The sequence below is a fragment of the Salinicola endophyticus genome, from assembly GCF_003206575.1.
Classification (GTDB): Bacteria; Pseudomonadota; Gammaproteobacteria; order Pseudomonadales; family Halomonadaceae; genus Salinicola; species Salinicola endophyticus.
Genome location: NZ_PZJO01000004.1, coordinates 376440 through 396293, shown reverse-complemented (window position 1 = coordinate 396293; position 19854 = coordinate 376440). Strand labels below are relative to the sequence as shown.

General features: G+C 70.4%; 13 protein-coding genes. 6 read left to right on the top strand and 7 right to left on the bottom strand.

Annotated elements, in window-relative coordinates:
• Positions 1-6 precede the first annotated feature (6 nt).
• Together DOM66_RS11095 and DOM66_RS11090 are read right to left on the bottom strand one after the other, a co-directional pair.
• Positions 7-1029 carry a succinylglutamate desuccinylase/aspartoacylase family protein gene (locus DOM66_RS11095; RefSeq protein WP_110675510.1) on the bottom strand — a complete coding sequence of 341 codons (1023 nt, stop codon included), beginning with the start codon at positions 1027-1029 and terminating at the stop codon, positions 7-9.
• 160 nt (positions 1030-1189) lie between these two features.
• Positions 1190-1948 carry a CDP-alcohol phosphatidyltransferase family protein gene (locus DOM66_RS11090; RefSeq protein WP_110690155.1) on the bottom strand — a complete coding sequence of 253 codons (759 nt, stop codon included), beginning with the start codon at positions 1946-1948 and terminating at the stop codon, positions 1190-1192.
• Between the two features lie 450 nt (positions 1949-2398).
• Here DOM66_RS11090 and DOM66_RS11085 point away from each other — a divergent pair, with 450 nt between their 5' ends.
• The 5 genes from DOM66_RS11085 to DOM66_RS11065 all read left to right on the top strand — a co-directional run bounded on the left by DOM66_RS11085 (position 2399) and on the right by DOM66_RS11065 (position 6812).
• Positions 2399-3370 carry a zinc-dependent alcohol dehydrogenase gene (locus DOM66_RS11085; protein ID WP_223161956.1) on the top strand — a complete coding sequence of 324 codons (972 nt, stop codon included), beginning with the start codon at positions 2399-2401 and terminating at the stop codon, positions 3368-3370.
• A gap of 85 nt (positions 3371-3455) precedes the next feature.
• Positions 3456-3854, top strand: a complete 399-nt coding sequence (locus tag DOM66_RS11080; RefSeq protein WP_110690154.1) for a 6-pyruvoyl trahydropterin synthase family protein — start codon at positions 3456-3458, stop codon at positions 3852-3854.
• Positions 3851-4897 (top strand): glycosyltransferase family 4 protein, encoded by a 1047-nt coding sequence (locus DOM66_RS11075; RefSeq protein WP_110690153.1) that lies wholly within the window; start codon positions 3851-3853, stop codon positions 4895-4897. Before DOM66_RS11080 ends, DOM66_RS11075 begins: the two co-directional genes overlap by 4 nt.
• Positions 4894-5832, top strand: coding sequence for a class I SAM-dependent methyltransferase (locus DOM66_RS11070; RefSeq protein ID WP_110690152.1), 939 nt, complete (start codon positions 4894-4896; stop codon positions 5830-5832). Before DOM66_RS11075 ends, DOM66_RS11070 begins: the two co-directional genes overlap by 4 nt.
• Positions 5829-6812: a lysylphosphatidylglycerol synthase transmembrane domain-containing protein gene (locus tag DOM66_RS11065; protein ID WP_157959038.1), complete on the top strand. Its 984-nt coding sequence runs from the start codon at positions 5829-5831 to the stop codon at positions 6810-6812. The genes DOM66_RS11070 and DOM66_RS11065 overlap by 4 nt, the downstream gene beginning before the upstream one ends.
• Before the next feature lie 38 nt (positions 6813-6850).
• Here the strand turns inward: DOM66_RS11065 and DOM66_RS11060 are convergent, their stop codons facing one another.
• Complete coding sequence (locus DOM66_RS11060) at positions 6851-7750, bottom strand: RibD family protein (RefSeq protein WP_110690150.1); 900 nt, start codon at positions 7748-7750, stop codon at positions 6851-6853.
• Between the two features lie 163 nt (positions 7751-7913).
• Between DOM66_RS11060 and ribA the strand changes: the two genes are divergently transcribed.
• Positions 7914-9053, top strand: coding sequence for a GTP cyclohydrolase II RibA (gene ribA / locus DOM66_RS11055; RefSeq protein ID WP_110675503.1), 1140 nt, complete (start codon positions 7914-7916; stop codon positions 9051-9053).
• A gap of 113 nt (positions 9054-9166) precedes the next feature.
• Here ribA and DOM66_RS11050 read toward each other — a convergent pair whose 3' ends face one another.
• From DOM66_RS11050 to DOM66_RS19570, 4 genes are read right to left on the bottom strand one after another with little or no spacing between them, the layout of a single operon-like run.
• On the bottom strand, positions 9167-9982 hold the full coding sequence (locus tag DOM66_RS11050; protein ID WP_110690149.1) for a creatininase family protein: 816 nt from the start codon (positions 9980-9982) through the stop codon (positions 9167-9169).
• A 36-nt stretch (positions 9983-10018) separates the two neighbouring features.
• Positions 10019-12085: an exodeoxyribonuclease V subunit alpha gene (gene recD / locus DOM66_RS11045; protein ID WP_245392415.1), complete on the bottom strand. Its 2067-nt coding sequence runs from the start codon at positions 12083-12085 to the stop codon at positions 10019-10021.
• Positions 12082-15876 (bottom strand): exodeoxyribonuclease V subunit beta, encoded by a 3795-nt coding sequence (gene recB, locus DOM66_RS11040; RefSeq protein ID WP_157959037.1) that lies wholly within the window; start codon positions 15874-15876, stop codon positions 12082-12084. Before recB ends, recD begins: the two co-directional genes overlap by 4 nt.
• Positions 15873-19733, bottom strand: a complete 3861-nt coding sequence (locus DOM66_RS19570) for an exodeoxyribonuclease V subunit gamma (protein WP_157959036.1) — start codon at positions 19731-19733, stop codon at positions 15873-15875. Before DOM66_RS19570 ends, recB begins: the two co-directional genes overlap by 4 nt.
• Positions 19734-19854: the final 121 nt, after the last annotated feature.

Genomic DNA, 19854 nt, shown 5'->3' with positions numbered 1-19854 from the left:
CCACGCTCAGGCGCCGGGGGTATCGAAGCGCGACTGGAAGCTCTCCACCGCACTCTCGACTTCGTCGATCTCCTCGTAACGCGCCACGTGGAAAAGTGCTTCGCCCTCGTTGGCCAGCGGTAGATTGCTCATGCCTATGACGATACCGTCCGCGCTCGCCACCACCTGTGCTTCGTCATGGCCGAAAGGATCGGCGACCACCCCGAGCACTTCCCCCTTGGCGACCCGCGCCCCCAGCCGCGCCCGCGGGCGCAGGATGCCGTCGATCGGTGCCCGCGCCCAGCTCGAGCCGTTGGCGACCTCGGCCGCCGGCGGCGTGCGCCGCCGCCCATCGGCCGGCAGCATGCCGATCAGCCGCATCACCCGCCGAATACCGCGCACGCCAGGGGCGATCGCCCACTCATCGAAACGCAGCGCCTCCCCCGCTTCGTAGGTCAGCACTGGCACGCCGCGGTTCTGGGCGTACTCGCGCAGGCTCCCCTCACGCAGCTCGGCATTGAGTATCACCGGCACGCCGAAGGCCTCGGCCATGGCCTGGGTCTCTGCATTGCGACGCAGTTGGGAACGAATCTGCGGCAGGTTGGTACGATGGATCGCCCCGGTGTGCAGATCGATGATATGGGTGGCGCGGTCGACCAGCTCTTCGCGCAGCAGCGCCGCGATCCTTGAGCCCAGTGAGCCACTCTCGCTACCCGGGAAACAGCGGTTGAGATCGCGGCGATCGGGCAGATAGCGCGACTGCTGCACGAAACCGAAGACATTGACCACGGGGACCGCGATCAGCGTCCCGCGCAGACGCGATAGTGCCGGCAGTTTGAGCAGCCGGCGCACGATTTCGACGCCGTTGAGTTCATCGCCATGGATCGCTCCGCACACCAGCAGAATCGGCCCGGGCTGCCGGCCGTGAACGATCTCCACCGGGATGTGCAGAGGCGCATGGGTATAGAGTTTGGCGGCCGGCAGATCCACCTGCCGCCGGGTACCGGGTTCGATAAGCTCGCCGCCGAGCGTGAATGCTGCCTGCACCATAACCATCCTTACCTGAGGGAAACTTGCCTGAGCCGCCCCGAAGGCCGGTCACGAGAGTCCGTCGTGATCGAGCGTGATCCTGAAGCGAGACGCCCGGCGAGACGAGTATCGCCAGGGCGACCGAAGAACACTGGTGGATCAAAAGAAAAACACTGGTGGATTAAAACACGCTATCTCGCAGCGGCGCCCGCCGCCGCCGCCACAACCACACCAGATCACGGCCAAAGGAGAGCACCAGCAGCGCCGCCGCCAGCGCCGTCAGCGCCACCGCCCAGGAAGATGTCACCAGCGGCAGCAGGCAAACCAGGAGCGTCGCCACCTGCCACACGCAGATCGTCTTGCGCAGATAGCTCACCGGCAGTTCGCGGTGCAGCCAGGGCCAGTAGAGACCCGCACCGACGAAGGCGTAGCGGGCCAGGCCGATGACCAGCACCCAGCTGCCCACCTTGTCCAGCGCCACCAGCGCCGCGCACAGCACCACGATGAAGAAGGCGTCGAGCTCCATGTCGAAGCGCGCCCCGAAGCGCGTCGCCGAGTGCGTGTGGCGCGCCACCCAGCCGTCGATGCCGTCGAGCAGCAGCGCCAGCAGGGCCAGTGCGGCGATCCCCTCGGCGTGCCGCTGAATGAAGGCAGGATAGGCGATCAGCCCGGCAACCAGCGCGATGAACACCGCGCGCAGCAGGGTGATGCGATTGGCCCAGCCGATCCCCTGGCGCGCCGCTGGCCACGCCCACAGCACCGCCGTGGCGATGGCGACGTAGACCCCACCGGCGGTCAGCCGCAGCCCGCCCGGGGCGGAAAACGCCCAGTGCACCCACTCCACCAGCAGTGCCACCAGCGCCAGACCGGCGCCCAGATCGACCCACCCCCAACAACCCCGCCGGCGCAGCGTACTCGTACGTCCCGGTCCGTCCGCCATGATGCATCTCCTTCTTCTTCTCGTCTTCCCTGCCACTCTCGATCCATACGTCGGCCGTACAAGTCTGGATGCGTCAGCGTTACCCCGCCACTGGTCCACGCCATGCGGCCCGCGATGATACCCCAGCGGCGATGGTGCAGCGCAGGTCAGGCACCGCCTTCCGCCAAAACCGATACCGATCAAAAATCATGTATAGCCATTGTATAACTGACAAACTGCCACGCTCTGCCATACTCCTGTGCATGGTGTCGCGTCAGAGTGGCCCATTCGCACCGCGCACCCGGGATCGTGGCCTGATCTCACCAGCCAGATCGCGCGCGGCCAGTGCCTGCGCCGGATGACGCTGGACAGAGCTGACAAACAGTAGAAATTATTGAACAGAATGCCGGGCCAGGCGAGTACAGCGCCCCGACCTGGCCGCGGCGACAGCCGGCTACAGAGAGACGCTTTATGACGATGCCCTACGCACACGCCTTCTGGTCGCTCGGCGACGGCAGCGGCGAGATCAGCCAGGCCGACCTGAACGAAGATGGCGAACTGATGGTGCGCACCTGCTACAGCGCGATCAGCCGGGGCAGCGAGACCCTCGTGTTCAATGGCCAGGTGCCGCCGAGCGAATATTCGCGCATGCGCGCCCCCTTTCAGAGCGGCGACTTTCCCGGGCCGGTGAAGTACGGCTACTCCAATGTCGGCATAGTCGAGCAGGGCGCCCACGACTGGCACGGGCGCCATGTCTACTGTCTCTATCCGCATCAGACCCACTACCGTGTCGCCGCCAGTGACGTGGTACGCCTGCCCGAGGACGTGCCGCCGGAGCGGGCGGTGCTGGGCGCCAACATGGAGACCGCGCTCAACGCCATGTGGGATGCCGCGCCCGCCGCGGGCGACCGCATCAGCGTGGTCGGTGCCGGCGTGGTCGGCGCCCTGGTCGCCTGGCTCTGCGCCAAGCTGCCCGGCGCCCAGGTACAGCTGATCGACATCGACGAGCGCAAGCGCTTCCTGGGCAGCGCGCTGGGCGTCGAGTTCGTCACCCCGGACAACGCCGCCGACGAGCGCGACCTGGTGATCCACGCCAGCGCCTCGGGCGCCGGATTGCAGACCGCGCTCAAGGTCGCCGGCTTCGAGGCGAGCGTGGTCGAGCTCAGCTGGTACGGCAGTCGCGAAGTAAATCTACCGCTGGGAGAAGCCTTCCACGCCCGCCGCCTGACGCTGCGTTCGAGCCAGGTGGGCAGCGTCTCGCCCAGTCACCGTGCGCGCTGGGACCACAAGCGCCGCCTGTCACTGGCGCTCTCGCTGCTCAACGATGAGTGCCTGGACGTGCTGATCAGCGGCGAGAGCCACTTCCGCGATCTGCCACAGACCCTGGCACGGCTCAGCCAGGGCGACGACGCCACCCTGTGCGAACGCATCCGCTACGCCTGAGCGCCGCGCAAAGCGCTCTCCAGAACGCCATCACACCGCCGCCGGCCGCGTATCGCAACGCCGCCCCGGCCCAAGGAGACAAGGAATGTTCAGCCTGACCGTCCGCGATCACATGATGATCGCCCACAGCTTCAACAGCGAGACCTTCGGCCCGGCGCAGAAGCTGCACGGCGCCACCTACGTGGTCGACGTCACCTTCAAGCGCCCGAAGCTGGATCACGACGACCTGGTGGTCGACATCGGGCTCGCCAGCGACACCCTCAAGCGGATTCTGGCCGAGTTCACACTCAGCAATCTCGATGACGTCGACGAGTTCAAGGGTCGCAACACCACCACCGAGTTCATGGCCAAGGTGGTGTTCGACCGCCTGGCCCAGTCGATCCGCGACGGCGAGCTGGGCGAAGGCGGCCGCCACCTCACCGCGCTCGCGGTCACCCTGCACGAGTCGCACATCGCCTGGGCCAGCTATGAAGGCGGCCTATGAGCGATCTCACGCTGATCGTCGCCGGTGACCCGCAGCAGCTCACCGGCGGCTACCTCTACGACGCGCGTATCGTCGAGGCGCTGCGCAGTCAGGGCTGGGCGGTCACCGTGGTCGGCCTGGAGGGGCGCTTCCCCGAACCCGACGCGGTCGCCTCACATGCGCTGGACAGTGCCTTGACCGCGCTGGTCGATGGCAGCCGGGTGGTGATCGACGGTCTCGCCATGGGCGGGCTACCGGCCATCGTCGAGCGCCACGCCTCACGCCTGTCGATCACCGCCCTGCTCCATCATCCGCTGTGTGACGAGACCGGCCTCGGCGAGCCCGAACGCCAGCGCTTTCGCATCAGTGAGACCCGCGGCCTGGCCGCGGTCGAGCGGGTGATCGTCACCAGCGTCTACACCGCACGACGGCTCGCCGACTTCGACGTCCCCGCGAACAAGATCGCGGTGATCGAACCCGGCGTGATCCGGGGCGAGCTGGCCCACGGCGATCTCACCCAGCCGCGCCTGCTGTGCGTGGCCACGCTGACGCCACGCAAGGGCCAGGATGTCCTGGTCGAGGCCCTCGCCGAGCTGACGCATCTGCCCTGGCAGTGCGACCTGATCGGCGATCTCGACCGCGCCCCGGACTATGCCGCACAGGTGCGAGCGGCGATCGCCCGCCACGGTTTGGAGGGGCGAATTCGACTGCTCGGCGCCCAACCCAGCGCGGCGCTGGGCGAGCACTACCGCGACGCCACGCTGTTCGTGCTGCCCTCGCACTACGAGGGCTACGGCATGGTCATCACCGAAGCACTGGCCCACGGCCTGCCGGTGGTCACCACCACAGGCGGGGCGCTGGCCCACACCTTGCCGGAGCAAGCCGGCATCAAGGTGCCGCCGGGCGACAGCCGGGCGCTGGGCGAGGCCCTGACCAAGCTGCTGAGCGACCCCGAGCAGTACCAGCGCTACCGCGACGGGGCGCGGGCGCTGCGTGACACCCTGGGCGACTGGGACAGCGCCGCGCGCGCCTTCGCCGCAGCCCTGACACGGGAGACCACATGAGCACACCAACACCATTCACCGCCGATGCGCACTTCAGCGATGCCTGGCTGACGCTGCGCGAGCCGGCCGACCACCGCGCCCGCGACGCCCAGTTGACCCACGCCGCCGACCACTGGCTGGCGCAGCGCGCCAACTCCACGGCCACGCTGGTCGATCTCGGCTGCGGCAGCGGCTCCAACCTGCGCTATCTGGCACCGCGCCTGCGCACGCCCCAGCACTGGCTGCTGGTCGACCACGACGCCAGCCTGCTGGAACATGCACGAAGCCGCTGCGATGAACTCGTCAGCGCCGCGGGGGAGCCGATCCAGCTGACGACTCAGGAGGCCACGCTGGCACAGGCGCTGGATGACGCGCTGGACGGCGCCGACCTGATCACGGCCTCGGCGCTGTTCGATCTGGTCTCTGCCGAGTGGATCGACGCCCTCGCCGCACGCTGCCGCGAGTTCGGCTGTGCCGTGCTGTTCACGCTCAGTGTAGATGGCGAGATCCACTTCCAGGACAGCGCCGGCATGACCCTGGAAGACAACGACGATCGCTTCGTGTTCGATACCCTCGCCGCCCATCAGCAGCGCGACAAGGGCGTCGGTGAAGCGCTCGGCACCCTCGCCCCCAGCTATCTCAAGCAGGCGTTCCTGCGCCACGGCTATCATCTGCGCGAAGCGCCCTCGGCGTGGCGCCTGGGCCGGGAGACCTGGCCGCTGATCGACGCCCTGATGGCGGGCTGGCGGACGGCACTGCTGGAGCAGGCACCGGCGCAAGCCACGCGCATCGAAAACTGGTACCGGACACGCCTGTCGGCACTCGACGCGGGCCGGCTGATGCTGACCCTGGGCCATCGCGATCTGCTCGCCCTGCCACCGGAGTCGACCCCGGGCATGTCGTTCGACACATCGTTCGAAACGTCTGTCGCACCGTCTCAGGATCGGCCGGCGTGAGACGCCGGCACGCCGCTCTGCTGCGCCTGGGTATCACCCTGGCGCTGCTGGCCACGCTCGCCTGGCAGTTGAACACCGGCGAGATCCTGGCGCGCCTCGGCACACTGTCGCCGCTATGGGTCGCTGCGGGCATCGCCCTGAGCCTGCCCCAGGTGGTGATCTCCGCCTGGCGCTGGCGTCTCACCGCGCGCTACGTGGGTATCGCCCTACCCTGGCCCCGCGCCCTGCGCGAGTACTATCTGGCGACCTTTCTCAATCAGATCCTGCCCGGCGGCGTGATGGGCGATGCCACCCGCGCCTGGCGCCACGGCAGCCGGGCCGATGCGGGGCAGCGCGGCGCGGCGATTCGCGCGGTGATCATCGAGCGCGCCTCGGGACAGATCGCGCTGGTGCTGGTCGCCCTGATCACCCTGGCGGCGGCAGCGCCACTGCGCGACGCCATCGTCACCAGCCTGAGCGCGGCGCAGTCGGGCTGGCCATGGGCGATCGCCGCAGCCGCGCTGCTGGGACTGGTCGCGGTGATCGGCCTCCGGCACCCGGCCCTGAGCCGAGCCCTCGCAAGCCTGGGGCAGGATCTGCGCCAGGCGCTGCTGGGTTCACGCGTCTGGCCGCGCCAACTGCTGAGTTCGCTGCTGGTGGTCGCCACCTATGTGGCCGTATTCCTCTGCGCCGCCCGGGCCCTCGAGCTGCCACGCTCGCTCGGCGTGCTGCTGCCGCTGATCCCACCGCTGCTGCTGGCGATGGCGATCCCGCTGAGCGTGGCCGGTTGGGGATTACGCGAAGGCGCCGCCGCGCTGATCTGGCCGCTGGCCGGGCTGCCGGCCCAGGAAGGGGTAACGCTATCGATCACCTACGGCCTGCTGATTCTGCTCGGCAGCCTGCCCGGCGCCCTGGTGCTCGCTCGTGACCACTGGGCCGAGCGACGCCGCCCCGGGGCCGCCACGCGGACCGCCGTCGCCGGCAACAGGGAGATCGGCTGATGCCCTCAGAAGCCAGCAGCCGGCCGGCACATCCGGCCTCAGGTCGCCGCGCCACGACGCAGATCGACATCGAACAGCATGTCCTCGCCCAGCGTGAAGTGGCGACAAGCCGGACGCAGCGCCCGATCCAGCGTCTCGATCTCGGGCAGCGTCAGCGCCGGCCGGCCGGAGCCGATGATCATCGGCGCCACCACGCTGTGCAGCCGATCGAGTTGACCGGCCTCGAGGAAGCGCGAGATGGTCAGCCCACCGCCCTCGACCAGAATGCGCCGGCAGCCGCCCTCGGCCAGCAGCGCCACCACGTCGGCCGGATCAACCCCCGCGGCATCGACCTGCAACGGCTTGACCGAGACATGGCTCGCGCCCTGGCGGGCCCTATCCGCAGCGGCCTGCTCGGCGCGCGCCGCGGCCACCAGATGCCAGGTCGGCGCCAGATCCCGGGTGAACACACCCCGCGTCGCGCAGACCCGGGCGCGCGGGTCGAGCACCACGCGCAGCGGGTTGTCGCCCTCGACATGGCGCACCGTCAGTTGAGGGTCATCGGCCTCCACCGTGCCGGCACCCACCACCACGGCATCCACCAGCGCCCGGGTGCGGTGCAGATGGACCAGGCTGGCCTGACCGGTGACATAGTGAGAGGCCCCGGTCACCGTGGCGATGCGCCCATCCAGACTCTGGCCGAGCTGAGCGATGAGCTGCGGACCGTGGCTGAGATCGGCGACGCACCACGGCAGCCAGATCGACAGCAGCTGCGCCGCCTCGGCGTCCACCCGAGCGTCGCTGCGCCAGCCACCACCCGCATCGACCTCGAGGCGCACACCGTCTCGTTCGATCCGGCCATCGAAGCGCTGCCGCCGCGTCGCCGCGGCAATATCGCGAATCCAACGCCAGGCGAGCGGCGTATCGATGTTCGCAGCGCTCTCGAAACTGGTGGTCATGGGCACTCCTCGGCCAGACTGGGGGGTAAGGACGCCACCGGCGTCACTGCGCGACACGGAGATCACGCGTTCAAGGTTAGCAAACCCTACCGCGGGCGCCGACGCCCGGCGGTAATGCCACAGACCCGGCTTGAATCATGGATGATGCGTAAGGAGAGATGAGATGCGACAGGTAGAACGAGCGATTTTCGACCTGAGACGCGGCCTGCCGGTACTGGTCAGGGCCGACGGCAGCGATGTCATGGTGCATCCGCTGGAAGGCTGTGACGACGAGGCGCTGGCTGCCCTGCAGGCGCTGAGCGGCAGCCAGCCGGCGCTGGCCCTGACCCGCCACCGCCTGGCACGGCTGGGTATCGACAACGACGCTGCCGCGGCGCTACTGCCGATCGACGCCGCCGATACCGCCGAGGAGGTGATTGCCTGGGCCAGTGCCGAGGACGGGCGCCTGCCCGCCGACAGCCGCCCGGCCCCTGCCTCACCCGGCGCTCGGGCGGCGCTGGAGATGATGCGCATCGGCCTGTTGATCCCTGCAGCGGTGGTGGCCGAGATCACCGTCGAACGCCGCGCCCAGGTCGAGGCGCTGGTCGCCGAGGGCTCGGTGCTGGCGCTGCCCGCCGAGCAGATCGATGCCTACGCCGAGCACCGCTCGCACTTTCTCAAGCGCACCAGCGAGGCACAGATCCCCCTCTCCCACGCCGAGGAGAGCCGCTTCGTGATGTTCCGCGAGGCCGACGGCATGCGCGAGCACATCGCCATTCTGATCGGTGACACTCAAGCCTGGAACGACGCCGTGCCGGTACGCCTGCACTCGGCCTGTCTCACCGGCGACCTGTTCGGCAGCCTGCGCTGCGACTGCGGGGAGCAGCTGCGCGAAAGCGTGCGCGCGATCGACGAGCGCGGTGGTGGCGTGCTGCTCTATCTGGCCCAGGAGGGGCGCGGCATCGGCCTGGCCAACAAGCTACGCGCCTACACCCTGCAGGATGGCGGGCTCGACACCGTGGATGCCGATCAGGTGCTCGGCTTCGGCGAGGACGAGCGCACCTACGGCGTTGCCCTGGAGATGCTCGAACAGCTCCAGATCCAGCGCATCGAGCTGCTCACCAACAATCCGGAGAAGCTCAACGCCATGGCCCAGGGCGGCATCGAAGTGGTCAATCGGCGCGGCGTCTACGGCAAGCTGACCCGACAGAATCAGCGCTATCTCGATGCCAAGGCCAAGCGCGCCGGCCACTGGCTGGAGGAGGTGCTGGGCCAGGAGAGCGAGACCCGAGTGGCGCCGTTCAAGCGCCCGGTGACCAAGTAACACCTCGCTTCACGCCCCCCACGCCATCGCGCTGCGGCGGAGCCGGACATCGGCTCCGCCCTCTGCCAGCGTCCTGAACCACGCGCAGCCCCACCTGCCGAGCGTTACGACACCTAGCGCAACGTCGAGAGATCGAACTCGGCGGCGGCCTCGATCACCTCCGCCAGCCGTGCCGCGAAGTGGGCCACCAGCCGGCTTCCAGTGGCGGCATCGGCCAGCGTCGCATCACCGGTGACCCCGCTGGGGTGGAGATCCTGGGCCATCCAGGCGTAGCCGGCGTCGCCCTCGGGGCCGAGCCGGGCGCCGGCATCGGCCTGGCGCTGGGCCTCGGAGACCGCGTTGGTCAGTGCCTCGCGGCGCACCTTCCCGGGTGCCAGATGCAGCATCATCGCGGTCTCCAGCGCCCCACCGTGGAGACCATGACGCAGCTCGGCGGCGGGCAACGCCTCGGCCGGCGGCGCAAAGCGAAAGTAGTTGGCCTTGACCACCAGCATGCCATGGGCAGCACGCAGCTTGAGCGCGGCCAGATCGATCACCGCCTTGTTGCCACCGTGGCTGTTGAACAGCACCAGACGGCGGATACCGGCCCGGCTCACCGCCTCGCCCAGTGCCTCGATCACCCCGATCGCGGCCTCCGGCATCAGGCTCAGGGTGCCGCAGAAGGCGGTATGTTCGAGACTCGCCCCCAGCGCCAGCGGCGGCAGCACCACCACCGTGCCCGGGCTGTCCAGCCCGTGGTTTTCAAGCTCAGCTGTCGCGGCCGCCAGCAGGCCCAGGCCGATATCCAGATCGGTGGAGAGCGGCAGATGCGCCCCGTGCTGCTCGATCGCCGCCAGCGGCAGTACCGCCACCGTGTGCGCTTCGACCCGTGCGGCCAGCTCCGGGCCGGTCAGATCCTGCCAATGGAGAACGCGTTGCGCGTCGTTCATGCCCGGTTCCTTCTGGGGTGATTCAGAGTCGATGATTCAGGGTCGCAGCATCTCGGGCGTGCCCTCGTCACCGTGGTGCGCGGGGGCGTGGCGCAGCAGGCGCTCGGCGATCGCACTTTCGCGGACCACGCGCCGGGCGATCGCCTCGCGCAGCGTACGGCTCTGCCCCGGCCCACCCGCCAGTGCCAGGCTCAGACGCGAGCGCGCCCGGGTGATGCCAGTGTAGATCAGCTCGCGGGTGACGATCGGGTTGGCCCGCGCCGGGAGCACGAACAGTACATGCTCGAACTCCGACCCCTGGGACTTGTGCACGGTCATGGCGAAGGCGGTGGCGGCGGCATCCAGGCGCGAGGGCAGCACCTGGCGAACCCCATCGCCCTGCACGAAGCAGACCCGCAGGCGCCCGTCGGCATCGGCCAGGGTCAGCCCCAGATCGCCGTTGTAGAGCCCCAGCTGCGGATCGTTGTGGGTCACCATCACCGGGCGCCCGGCATACCAGCCATCGGTGCGCGTGATGAACCCCTGCTGCCGCAGAATCTGGGCGATGCGCGCGTTGAGCCCCTCGACACCCCACTCCCCTCGGCGCAGTGCACACAGCACCTGAAAGCGCCCCTGCAGTGCCAGCAGCTCGGCGGCGGGCGCGCCGCGGGCGAGGGCCGCAAACAGTGCACGATAGCCCTCCACCACCCGACGCTCGAAGGCCGCGCCCTCGCTGCCGATACGCTCGATATCGGCGTACTCCCCGCCCAGGCAGCGCAGAAAGGCGTCGCCATCGCCGGCATTGGCGGCACGGGCCAGCGCACCGATACCGCTATCGGCGTGAAAGCGGAAGCTCCGGCGCAGCATCGCCACATGATCCGCCAACGGGTTGGCGATCGCCGCTGGCGGCAGCGACTCGCCACCCACCCGGGCCAGATAGGCGCGGGTCGCCTCGGTGTAGCCGACCTCCCGGTCCACCCCGGCACCGACGCAGAGATCGCCGAGCACCGAGCCCGCTTCCACCGAGGCGAGCTGATCCTTGTCGCCGAGCAGAATCAGCCGCGCCTGGGGCGGTAGCGCCGCCAGCAGCGCGGCCATCATCTCCAGATCGACCATCGAGGCCTCGTCGACCACCAGCAGGTCGAGACTCAGGGGCGTCTCGGCATCGTGGCGGAAATGCCGCGTGTCCGGCCGCGCCCCGAGCAGGCGGTGCAGGGTCTGCGCCTCCTGCGGTATCGCCGCGCGCACGCCCTCCGCCACCGGCAGCTTGGCGACCGCGCCGGCGATCGACTCCGACAGCCGCGCGGCGGCCTTGCCGGTGGGTGCAGCGAGCCGGATCCGCAGTGCTGCCCCGGTGGCCAGCGCCTGCTGCTGCAGTAGCGCCAGCAGCCGTGTCACGGTGGTGGTCTTGCCGGTGCCCGGGCCGCCGGAGATGATCGTCAGCCGCTGGCGCAGCGCCAGCGCACAGGCGATCCGCTGCCAGTCGGGGGCATCCGCCGCCTGGGCATGGCCGGCGAAGAGCGCCGCCAGCGGCGCGGCCATGGCATCGCTCACCGGCAGACTGCCGCCCAACCGCTGGCGCAACCGTGCCGCCACCCCGCACTCCGCCTGCCAGTAGCGGCGCAGATAGAGCTGATCTCCCTCCAGCACCAGCGGCGTGGCGCTGGCGGCGGCGACCTCGGCGCTGGCGACTAGCGGTGAGGCCGCCAGCCGCTCACGCCAGCCGGCGAGATCGAGCCCGGCCAGCAGCTGCTCCGGCAGCGTCACCGGGGTGGCCGGCGGCTCGCCGCCATCCAGCGGCGGCAGCGACAGCGCCGAGTGTGGCGCTGCCAGTGTCCGTGCCAGCGAGAGGCAGACATGGCCGCGCCCCGCCTGGTGGCTCACCAGTGCCCCCGCCAGCCACACCAGCGGATCGCCACCGGTGGCTGAATCAGCGTCGTGGGCCGCGAGAAAGCGCGCGAAGTGGCGGTCGAGCTGACGCAGCCAGCCCAGCTCGACCCACAGCGCCAGGGCCGCGAACAGCCCCTCCCGCTGCAGCACCGGTGGCGCCGGCGCCGCCAGATCGAGGGAGAACTGATCGCTCGCGCGGGGTTGCGGCGGCATGTCGTGATCTTGCGAACTCATGTCTCGACCTCCTCGGCCGAGGCCAGCAGTGCGTTGGCCGGCCCCTGATCGCCATCGAGCCAGGCGTCCAGCGCCTCGATCAGCGCCTGAGACGGGCGGCGGAAGAAGACGCCGGGCGCAGGATCGGGCGCCGTCTCGATAGGCGTCTCATGGCCCCCCCCCGGCGCGGATTCGGGGGCCGTGTCGACAGCCTCCGACGCCAGCCCGCGCAGGAACACATAGCAGGCGCCGCCCATGTGGCGGGCGTAGTCGTAATCCTCGAGGCGTGCCGCGAGCAGCCGGTGCAGCGCCAGCACGTAGAGCACGTACTGCAGGTCGTAGCGGTGCGCGACCATCGCCGCCGCCAGCCGCTCGCCCAGATAGTCGGCGGGGTCATCGCCCAGGTGGTTGGATTTCCAGTCGAGCACGTACCAGCGCCCGTGGGCCTCGAACACCAGGTCGATATAGCCCTTGAGCATGCCGTTGAGCTTGCGCGGCGCCAGCCGCGGGCGCTGCCCGGGCAGCGGCTCCAGTCGGCTCACCAGGCGGTCGAGGGGCGCACTCCAGGCCGCCGTCGCCGGCAGCCAGAACTCGAGTTCGGTGCGCCACGCCGAGAGTGTGGTCAGCCGCACCTCACCCGCAGCGCTGCGCAGCAGCGGCTGGCACAGGCGCTGGGTGAGCCAGTCACTGAGCAGCTCGCCCCAGTCCGCCTCGTAGCCGCCCAGTGCCAGGCCACGCGCTACCTCGCGGCGTACCTCCTGGGCATAGGCCGGAGTCGCGAGACGATCGAAATCGAGACGTTCGAGCAGGCCGTGCAGAAAGGTGCCCGGCCGTGGCCCGCGCGGAAAGTCGATCAGCGAGCGAATCCGCGGCCGTGGCACCGGATCGCGCTCCTGGCTCACCTCGACGTCCAGAGTCGCCGGCAGATCCTCGCCATCGCCAAGCCGAGCGTCGGCGATCAACGCGGTGTAAGAGGCGATCCACCAGTCGTCGTCGATCGCCCCCTGGAAGCGCCGCGCCGGCTTGGTGGCGCTCTCCGCCTGGGCCTGGCGCAGGCGCCAGGACGGCGGCTCCGGCGGCGCGGAGAGTTCGAGCCAACCGGCGCGCTGCGCGGCCTGCAGGCGTGCCAGCAGCGCCTCGCCGTCATCCTCGGCCTGGCTGCCGAGCAGCCGCCCCAGCGCAGTCTCGTGGAGACAGCCGCCGCGGCTGCGTCCGCGCCCCACCTGGGCCACGCCCAGACGGCAGGCGAAGATCGCCCGGGTCAGCGCCACGTAGAGCAGCCGCACATCCTCGTCGAGTCGCGCCAGATCGGCGTCGCGCCGCTGCGCCTCGTCGGGGCTGGCGACCATCACACTGCCCTCGCCGTCGGGCGGACGCAGCGCCAGCAGCTGCGTCTGGCGGTCGGGCTCCGCCGGGCGGTGGGAGCAGACGAACGGCAGCAGCACGATGGGGTACTCCAGCCCCTTGGACTTGTGCACGGTGATCACCTGCACCAGATCTTCGTCGCTCTCCAGGCGCTGGCTCAGGGCCTGGCTGTCGAGACTCGTCTCACCCGCCTGCAGCGCCCGATGCCACCAGCGCAGCAGCGCCTGCTCGCCGTCGAGTCGCTGCTGCGCGGCCTGGGCCAGCTCCCCCAGATGCAGCAGGTCGGTCAGGGCGCGCTCGCCGTCGGCGCGTGCGGCCAGACGCTCGGCGATGCGGAAGTCGCGCATCACCGCGCGCAGCATCGGCAGCACGCCGCGCCGCTGCCACAGCCGGTGATAGTCGCCGAAGCGCTCGACCTCGCGCTCCCAGGCCAGCTCGTCGGCGAGCAGCGCCTCCAGCGCCGTGGGGCTGTCGTTGAGCAGCCGCGAGGCGAGTGCGGCCTTGAGCCGGGCATCCTGACGCGGCTGCGCCACCGCTTCGAACAGCTGCAACAGCTCGAACGCCTGCGGGGTGTCGAACACGCTGGAGCGCTCGCTGAGATAGACGCTGCGAATGCCGCCCTCGGCCAGCGCCCGGCGCACCTTGAGCGCCTCGGGGCCGTTGCGCACCAGAATCGCGATGTCGGCGGGCTTGAGCGTGCGCTCGCCGTGCTCCCCGGTAAAGCGCCACGCGCCCTCCAGCAGCCGCTGCACCTCGGCCCGGGTCGCCGTCGCCATACGCGCCTGATAGTCACCCTGGGCGTAGCGCTCGCTATCCGGCCACCAGGCGCCGAGTGCCGCCACCGGGGCGCCCTCCTGGGTCACCAGATGCGTCGACTTGGCGCCGGCATCCACCGCGACGAAGGGGATCTCGGCACTGCCGAAGGGCTCCGGATGGCCGGTGAAGAGCGCATTGGTCGCCGCCACCATGGCCTCGGTGGAGCGGAAGTTGCGCAGCAGGGTGAAGCGGCTCGGGGTGGCCCGCCGGGCGCGCAGATAAGTGTGAATGTCGGCGCCGCGGAAGGCGTAGATCGCCTGCTTGGGGTCACCGATCATCAGCAGCGCCGTGGTCGCCGGGTCGCTCTGCGGCGCACGGTAGAGACGCGAGAAGATCCGGTACTGCACCGGGTCGGTGTCCTGGAACTCGTCGATCAGCGCCACCGGCAGCTCGTGCCGGATCCGCGCCGCCAGGCGTAATGCGGCGGCCTCGTCACCGGCCTGGGCCGCGGGGGTCAGCGCCACATCCAGATCGTTGAGCAGATCGGCGAACTCCCACACGCCCTGGCGCCGCTTCTCCTGTGCGAAGGCCTGGGCCACACGGTCGCGGGCGTGCACCAGCACGCGGGCGGCAATGGCATCGAACGGCCGCCCGTGCTCGGCCAGGCGGTCGAGCGCAGCGAAGAAGGGGTGCGCCGGTGGCGTGGCGCCCTTGCGGGTGGCGCCTTCGAGCTTGGCCTGCCCCAGCCAGAAGCGCCCGCTGCTGTCGCTGATCTCCTCCGCCGCCTCGAACTCGCCGCGGGCAAGCCAGGCAGCGTAAGCCGCCAGGCGTGTGTCCAGCTCCTCGACCTTGTAGCTGCGCTTGTTGAGCGCCCCGGCCTCGAACGCCTGGGCCAACACCTCGCGGATCGCCGTTTCGTCCCAGCTCGCGCGCAGCGCCGCTTCGATCGTCTCGCGCGCGCTCAGTGTCTGTTCGGCGCCGGCGAACAGCGTCGCCAGCGTCTGCGGCGCGTCCACCGCCTCGCCGCCGACCCACAGCGGCTGCGGCTGGCCATCCTTGAGCAGCGGCGCCAGTGCCGCGGCCAGTGCCTCCGGCCCACTCCAGTGGGCGCGAATCTGGCGCTGCCAGCGCGCGTCGAGCGGGTAGAACTCGCGCCGCCAGTAGTCCTCGACCACCTGGGTCAGCAGCGGGCGACCCTCCTGCAAAAGCTCGGCGGAGAAGCGCGCGCCAGCGTCGAAGGCGTGGCGCGTGAGCATGCGCTGGCAGAAGCCGTGGATGGTGAAGATCGCCGCCTCGTCCATCAGCCGCGCGGCCTGATCGAGGCGCCGGGCACCGCTACGACAGGCCGTCTCGCCCGCCGCCACCAGTGGCGCCAGCAGGGTCGCGAGCACGCGGTCGCGGCGCGCATCAGGGCTCGCCAGGAGCCACTCGCGGGCCTGCTTGAGCCGCGCCCGGATACGCTCGCGCAGCTCCGCCGTGGCCGCTTCGGTGAAGGTCACCACCAGAATCTCCGGCGGGGTCAGCGGACGCGGGAAGTCGAGCGTCTCACTCCCGGGCAACGGGCCGAGCACCAGGCGCACGTAGAGCGCGGCCAGGGTGAAGGTCTTGCCGGTGCCGGCGCTGGCCTCGATCAGATGGCGCCCGGTCAGCGGCAGGCTGTCGAGTTCGAGGGCGACGACGCTCTCGCTCATGAACGCTCTCCCGTGGCGTGAACACGCTGCGTCGCACGGCGCATGGCGTCGAGCAGCGGCTGATAGTGGCGGACACTCTCGCCCACACCGCCGGCGGCGGCGAAGCTGTCGAAATCGGGCCATAGCTGCCCCAGCGCCCCTTCGCGCCGAATCAGCGCCTCGACCTGGAAGTTGCCGGCCTCGAACTGGGCCGCCAGGGTGTCGCGCAGGGCCGCCTCCGGCGGCTCACCGGCGGCCAGCGCCGCCAGGGTGTCGCTGCCACACTGGCCCCATAGTGTCCTGGCCAGCTCGCCGGCAGCCGGTAGCGGCGCGCACCAGGCACGCCACCAGCACGCCAGCCAGGCGGCCAGCGTCTCGCGCGCCAACGCCCGCTCCAGCGGCGGGAAGCGCAGCACCCGATCCTCGAACAGCGCGCTCCAGGCGGTAGCGTGTTCTCCCGCGGCGTTGGCCAGCAGCCAGCGCAGATAGCCGGCGTGGAGCCGGTGCGGCTTGCCCAGTTTCTTCCATGGCCCCTCGCCCTCGGGACGAAAGTGACCGAAGTGGCTGGTCTCCAGGGTGACCAGCTCGGCCCCCTCGTCGCCCAGGTAGAGCTCATCGAGGCGCGCCTCCAGCGCCAGTGCCGGGGTCGTGCCCGCCGCCGGTGCGACGAAGTGCAAGCGTGTCGGCGCACCGGCGGTGAACGTCGCGGTCAGCCCGCGCCAGCTGGCCAGCTGCGCGCTCAGGCGCTTGAGCGGCGGTTCGATCAGCGCCTGGCCGAACCCCGCCGCCGGCAAGCGTCCGGCGAGGCGCAGGCGCTCGGCCACCTGCACCAGCGGCTCGCCGCGGCGGCCGGCATCGAGCAGCTCACGCCTCAGGGTGTGGTCCTCGAGCGCATCCAGCGTGAACGGTTCGCTATCCTCGTCGGGTACCTCGGCGCTCTGGAAGCGCACCCCGAGCCGCCCGAGATAGACGCTCCATGGGCGTCGCAGCAGACGCTGCAGGTCGTTCAGCCCGAGCGCCTCCGCCGGGGGCTGGGGAGACGTGCCAGCGTCACCGGGGTGGCTCGCCTCGGCCTGGCGCCGCGCCGTCTCCGGTAGCCCTGTCTCTTCTTGCCCCGCCGCGCTCTCGTTCGCCGCCGCGCCATGCAGCGGCGCCCAGCTGGCGTCATAGGTGAAGCGTGGGTCATCGGCCAGGAAGTAGCGGCGTGAGAACGGCTGCAGCGGATGGGTCTCGATCAGGCGTTCGGCCAGGCGTCGCTCGGGATCGTCGCCCTCGACGTCATTACCGGCCGGCTGCCAGCCCTGCTCGAGCATGTCGAGCAGCTCGCCGATCAGCACCGAGGGCGGCCGCGGGGTGTTGTCGCGCTGGTCGAAGCCGACCCAGGAGAGGGTCAGCCGGTCGCGGGCGGAGAGCAGCGCCTCGAGCAGCAGATAGCGGTCGTCGTCGCGCCGCGAACGGTCACCGGGGCGCGCACGCCCTGCCATCAGATCGAAATCCTGCGGCTGGCGGGTGCGCGGATAGGCGCCGTCGCTCATCCCCAGCAGATAGATATGGCGGAACGGGATCGCGCGCATCGGCATCAGGGTGGCGAAGTTGACCTTGCCGGCGAGGAAACGCTGCGCCAGGCCACCTTCGTCGAGTTCCGCCTTGAGCGCGTCGCGCACCACGCCGAGCCCGATCGGCTGGGAGAAGGCCGCCAGCTCACAGCTCGCCTGCCAGCGCCCCAGGGCCTGATCGACCCGCGCCAGGACGTCGTGCTCGTCGAGCCCGGCGGGCTGGAACATCCGCGCCAGCAGCGCCCCCAGGCGCACCCGCCACTCGGCCGGCGTCCCCGGCGCACAGAGTTCGGCGCGCTGCGCCTCGAGCGCCGCCACCAGCTCCGCCAGGCGTCCGGCGAGATCCGCCTCCAGCCCGCCGACCTCGTCATAGGGCACGATGGCGTCGAACTGCCACGCCGCTGACTCTGTCGCATTCGCCCGGGTCGACTCCGGCGGCAGTGGGCCGGTTGCTTCCGGCGGCAGCGGGCCGGTTGCTTCCGGCGGCAGCGGGCCGGTTGAATACCCCAACAGCATGCGCTCGAGGCCGAACGCCCAGCTGTTCTCGTGCAGCGCAGGAAAGCCCAGCGCGCGGCGGTGGCTGGCAGAAAGCCCCCAGCGCACGCCGCTCTCCGCCAGCCACTGGCGCAGCCGCGGCAGCTCGCCCTCGTCGATGCCAAAGCGCGCCCGCAGCGCCGGCACGTCGAGGGCATCGAGCAACTCGCTCACCCCGAGCCGCCGCTCCGGCAGCTCCAGCAGCGCGAGCACCAGCACCATCAGCGGATGGGTTTCACTGGCCACCTGATCGGCGATGGTGAACGGCACGTGGCGCGGATCGTCCGCCGCGTACTGGCCGAACACCGCCTCGATATAGGGGGCGTAGATATCGATCTCCGGCACCATCACCAGGATGTCGCGGGGGCGCAGCGGCGCCCCCGCCGCACTCGCCTCGTCGAACGCAGCGAGCAGGCGGTCGTGCAGCACCTCGACCTCGCGCAGCGGAGAGTGCACGCGGTAGAAAGACAACGAGGCGTCGTCGGCCGCGATGGTGCGCTTGTGGCCCTGCTCCCGCGCCAGCTCGCCGGGATGGCGCAGATCGAGCACGTCCTGTTGGATCTGCGCGAGCAGTGAGGGCGCCCCAGTCGAGGCCGGGTCCTGGAACAGATCGGTCTCGACGTCGAAGCCGCCATCCTGGCTCTCGAATTCGTAGAGCCCGACGATGAAGTCCCGGCCCTGAGCGCCCCAGGCCGCGAGCAGCGGGTTGGCCTGCAGATGCAGCGCCTCTTCATCGAGTTCACACAGCCACGGCGCCTCCGGGTGGCGCTCCTGCTGGCGGGTCTGGGCAGCGGCGGAGAGGCGCCCGGCACGCTTGATCGCCTCACGGTCGGAGACGATATCGCCCCAGTAGTGACGACAGGGGTTGGTGATCATCAGAAAGACATCGATGACGCCGGAGAGTGCGTGCAGCGCCTCCAGGAGCTGCGCCGGCAGCGCCGAGATGCCGAACACGAACAGCCGCGGCGGCAGCCCCGGCGGGCAGGCGTCGAGGGCCCGCGCGGCGCGCACGAAGCGCCCGTGCAGCCGCGCGCGATGGAATTCGCGCTCGGCCGGGTCGGCATCCTCCAGCAGCGCCCGCCACAGCGCCGGCTGCCAGCGCTGGTCGGCGGGCAGATCCGTCGGTGCCGTCTCGCCCTGCTCCCACGCCGCCAGCCAGTCCGGCCGATAGTTGAGATACTGGTCGAACAGATCCGCCAGGCGCACCGCGAGCTGCCAGCGCTTGCGCTCGGCCTGCTCGGCGGCGGACCCCGGCGCGCCGGCGCTGTCCGATGCCGGCTCGGCCCCGGTGTCAGTGGAAAAATCGCCTGCGGCGGACCCCGCGTCAGTGGACAAAGCGCCCGCGGCGGACCCCGCGTCAGCGGACAAAGCGCCTGCGGCGGACCCCGCGTCAGCGGACAAAGCGCCTGCGGCTCCCGCGTCAGCGGACAAATAGTGCGCCAACGGCGCGAATACCTCAGGCTCCGCCGCGATCCGGTGCTCCAGCAGGCGCAGGATGCGCCACGCCAACGGACGCTTGTCGAACGGTGAGTGCTGCGGAATCGGCGCGCCCTCGCGCTCCAGCACCGCGCGGTAGGCACGCCAGACGAAGCTCGACGGCAGCGGGAAGTCCACCGAGGCAGCGATGCCATCGGCCTCCGCCAGCGACAGCCGCAGCCACTGCGCCATGCCGTTGGACTGCACCAGAAAGGTCTCGGGGGTGAGCGGCGCCAGACGCTGGCGCTGCATCAGCGCCAGTGACAAATCGCGCAGATCCTCGAGGTGGTTGGCGTGCAGGACGCTGAACATTCACGCTCCCAAAGAACAGAGATTCGACCGGGTCGACAGGCTGCCTATCCTACCCCGGCACGGCGCGCCCAGCACACGGGATCGACGCCGCGACCGGGCTGGGGCAGACTATGACAACCCG

Excerpts from the sequence above, each read along its gene's own strand:
- recB (WP_157959037.1), bottom strand. The coding sequence starts at position 15,876 with ATGAGCGAGAGCGTCGTCGCCCTCGAACTCGACAGCCTGCCGCTGACC.
- recD (WP_245392415.1), bottom strand. The coding sequence starts at position 12,085 with ATGAGTTCGCAAGATCACGACATGCCGCCGCAACCCCGCGCGAGCGAT.
- DOM66_RS11060 (WP_110690150.1), bottom strand. The coding sequence starts at position 7,750 with ATGACCACCAGTTTCGAGAGCGCTGCGAACATCGATACGCCGCTCGCC.
- DOM66_RS11090 (WP_110690155.1), bottom strand. The coding sequence starts at position 1,948 with ATGGCGGACGGACCGGGACGTACGAGTACGCTGCGCCGGCGGGGTTGT.
- DOM66_RS11075 (WP_110690153.1), top strand. The coding sequence starts at position 3,851 with ATGAGCGATCTCACGCTGATCGTCGCCGGTGACCCGCAGCAGCTCACC.
- ribA (WP_110675503.1), top strand. The coding sequence starts at position 7,914 with ATGCGACAGGTAGAACGAGCGATTTTCGACCTGAGACGCGGCCTGCCG.
- DOM66_RS11095 (WP_110675510.1), bottom strand. The coding sequence starts at position 1,029 with ATGGTGCAGGCAGCATTCACGCTCGGCGGCGAGCTTATCGAACCCGGT.
- DOM66_RS19570 (WP_157959036.1), bottom strand. The coding sequence starts at position 19,733 with ATGTTCAGCGTCCTGCACGCCAACCACCTCGAGGATCTGCGCGATTTG.
- DOM66_RS11085 (WP_223161956.1), top strand. The coding sequence starts at position 2,399 with ATGACGATGCCCTACGCACACGCCTTCTGGTCGCTCGGCGACGGCAGC.
- DOM66_RS11070 (WP_110690152.1), top strand. The coding sequence starts at position 4,894 with ATGAGCACACCAACACCATTCACCGCCGATGCGCACTTCAGCGATGCC.
- DOM66_RS11050 (WP_110690149.1), bottom strand. The coding sequence starts at position 9,982 with ATGAACGACGCGCAACGCGTTCTCCATTGGCAGGATCTGACCGGCCCG.
- DOM66_RS11080 (WP_110690154.1), top strand. The coding sequence starts at position 3,456 with ATGTTCAGCCTGACCGTCCGCGATCACATGATGATCGCCCACAGCTTC.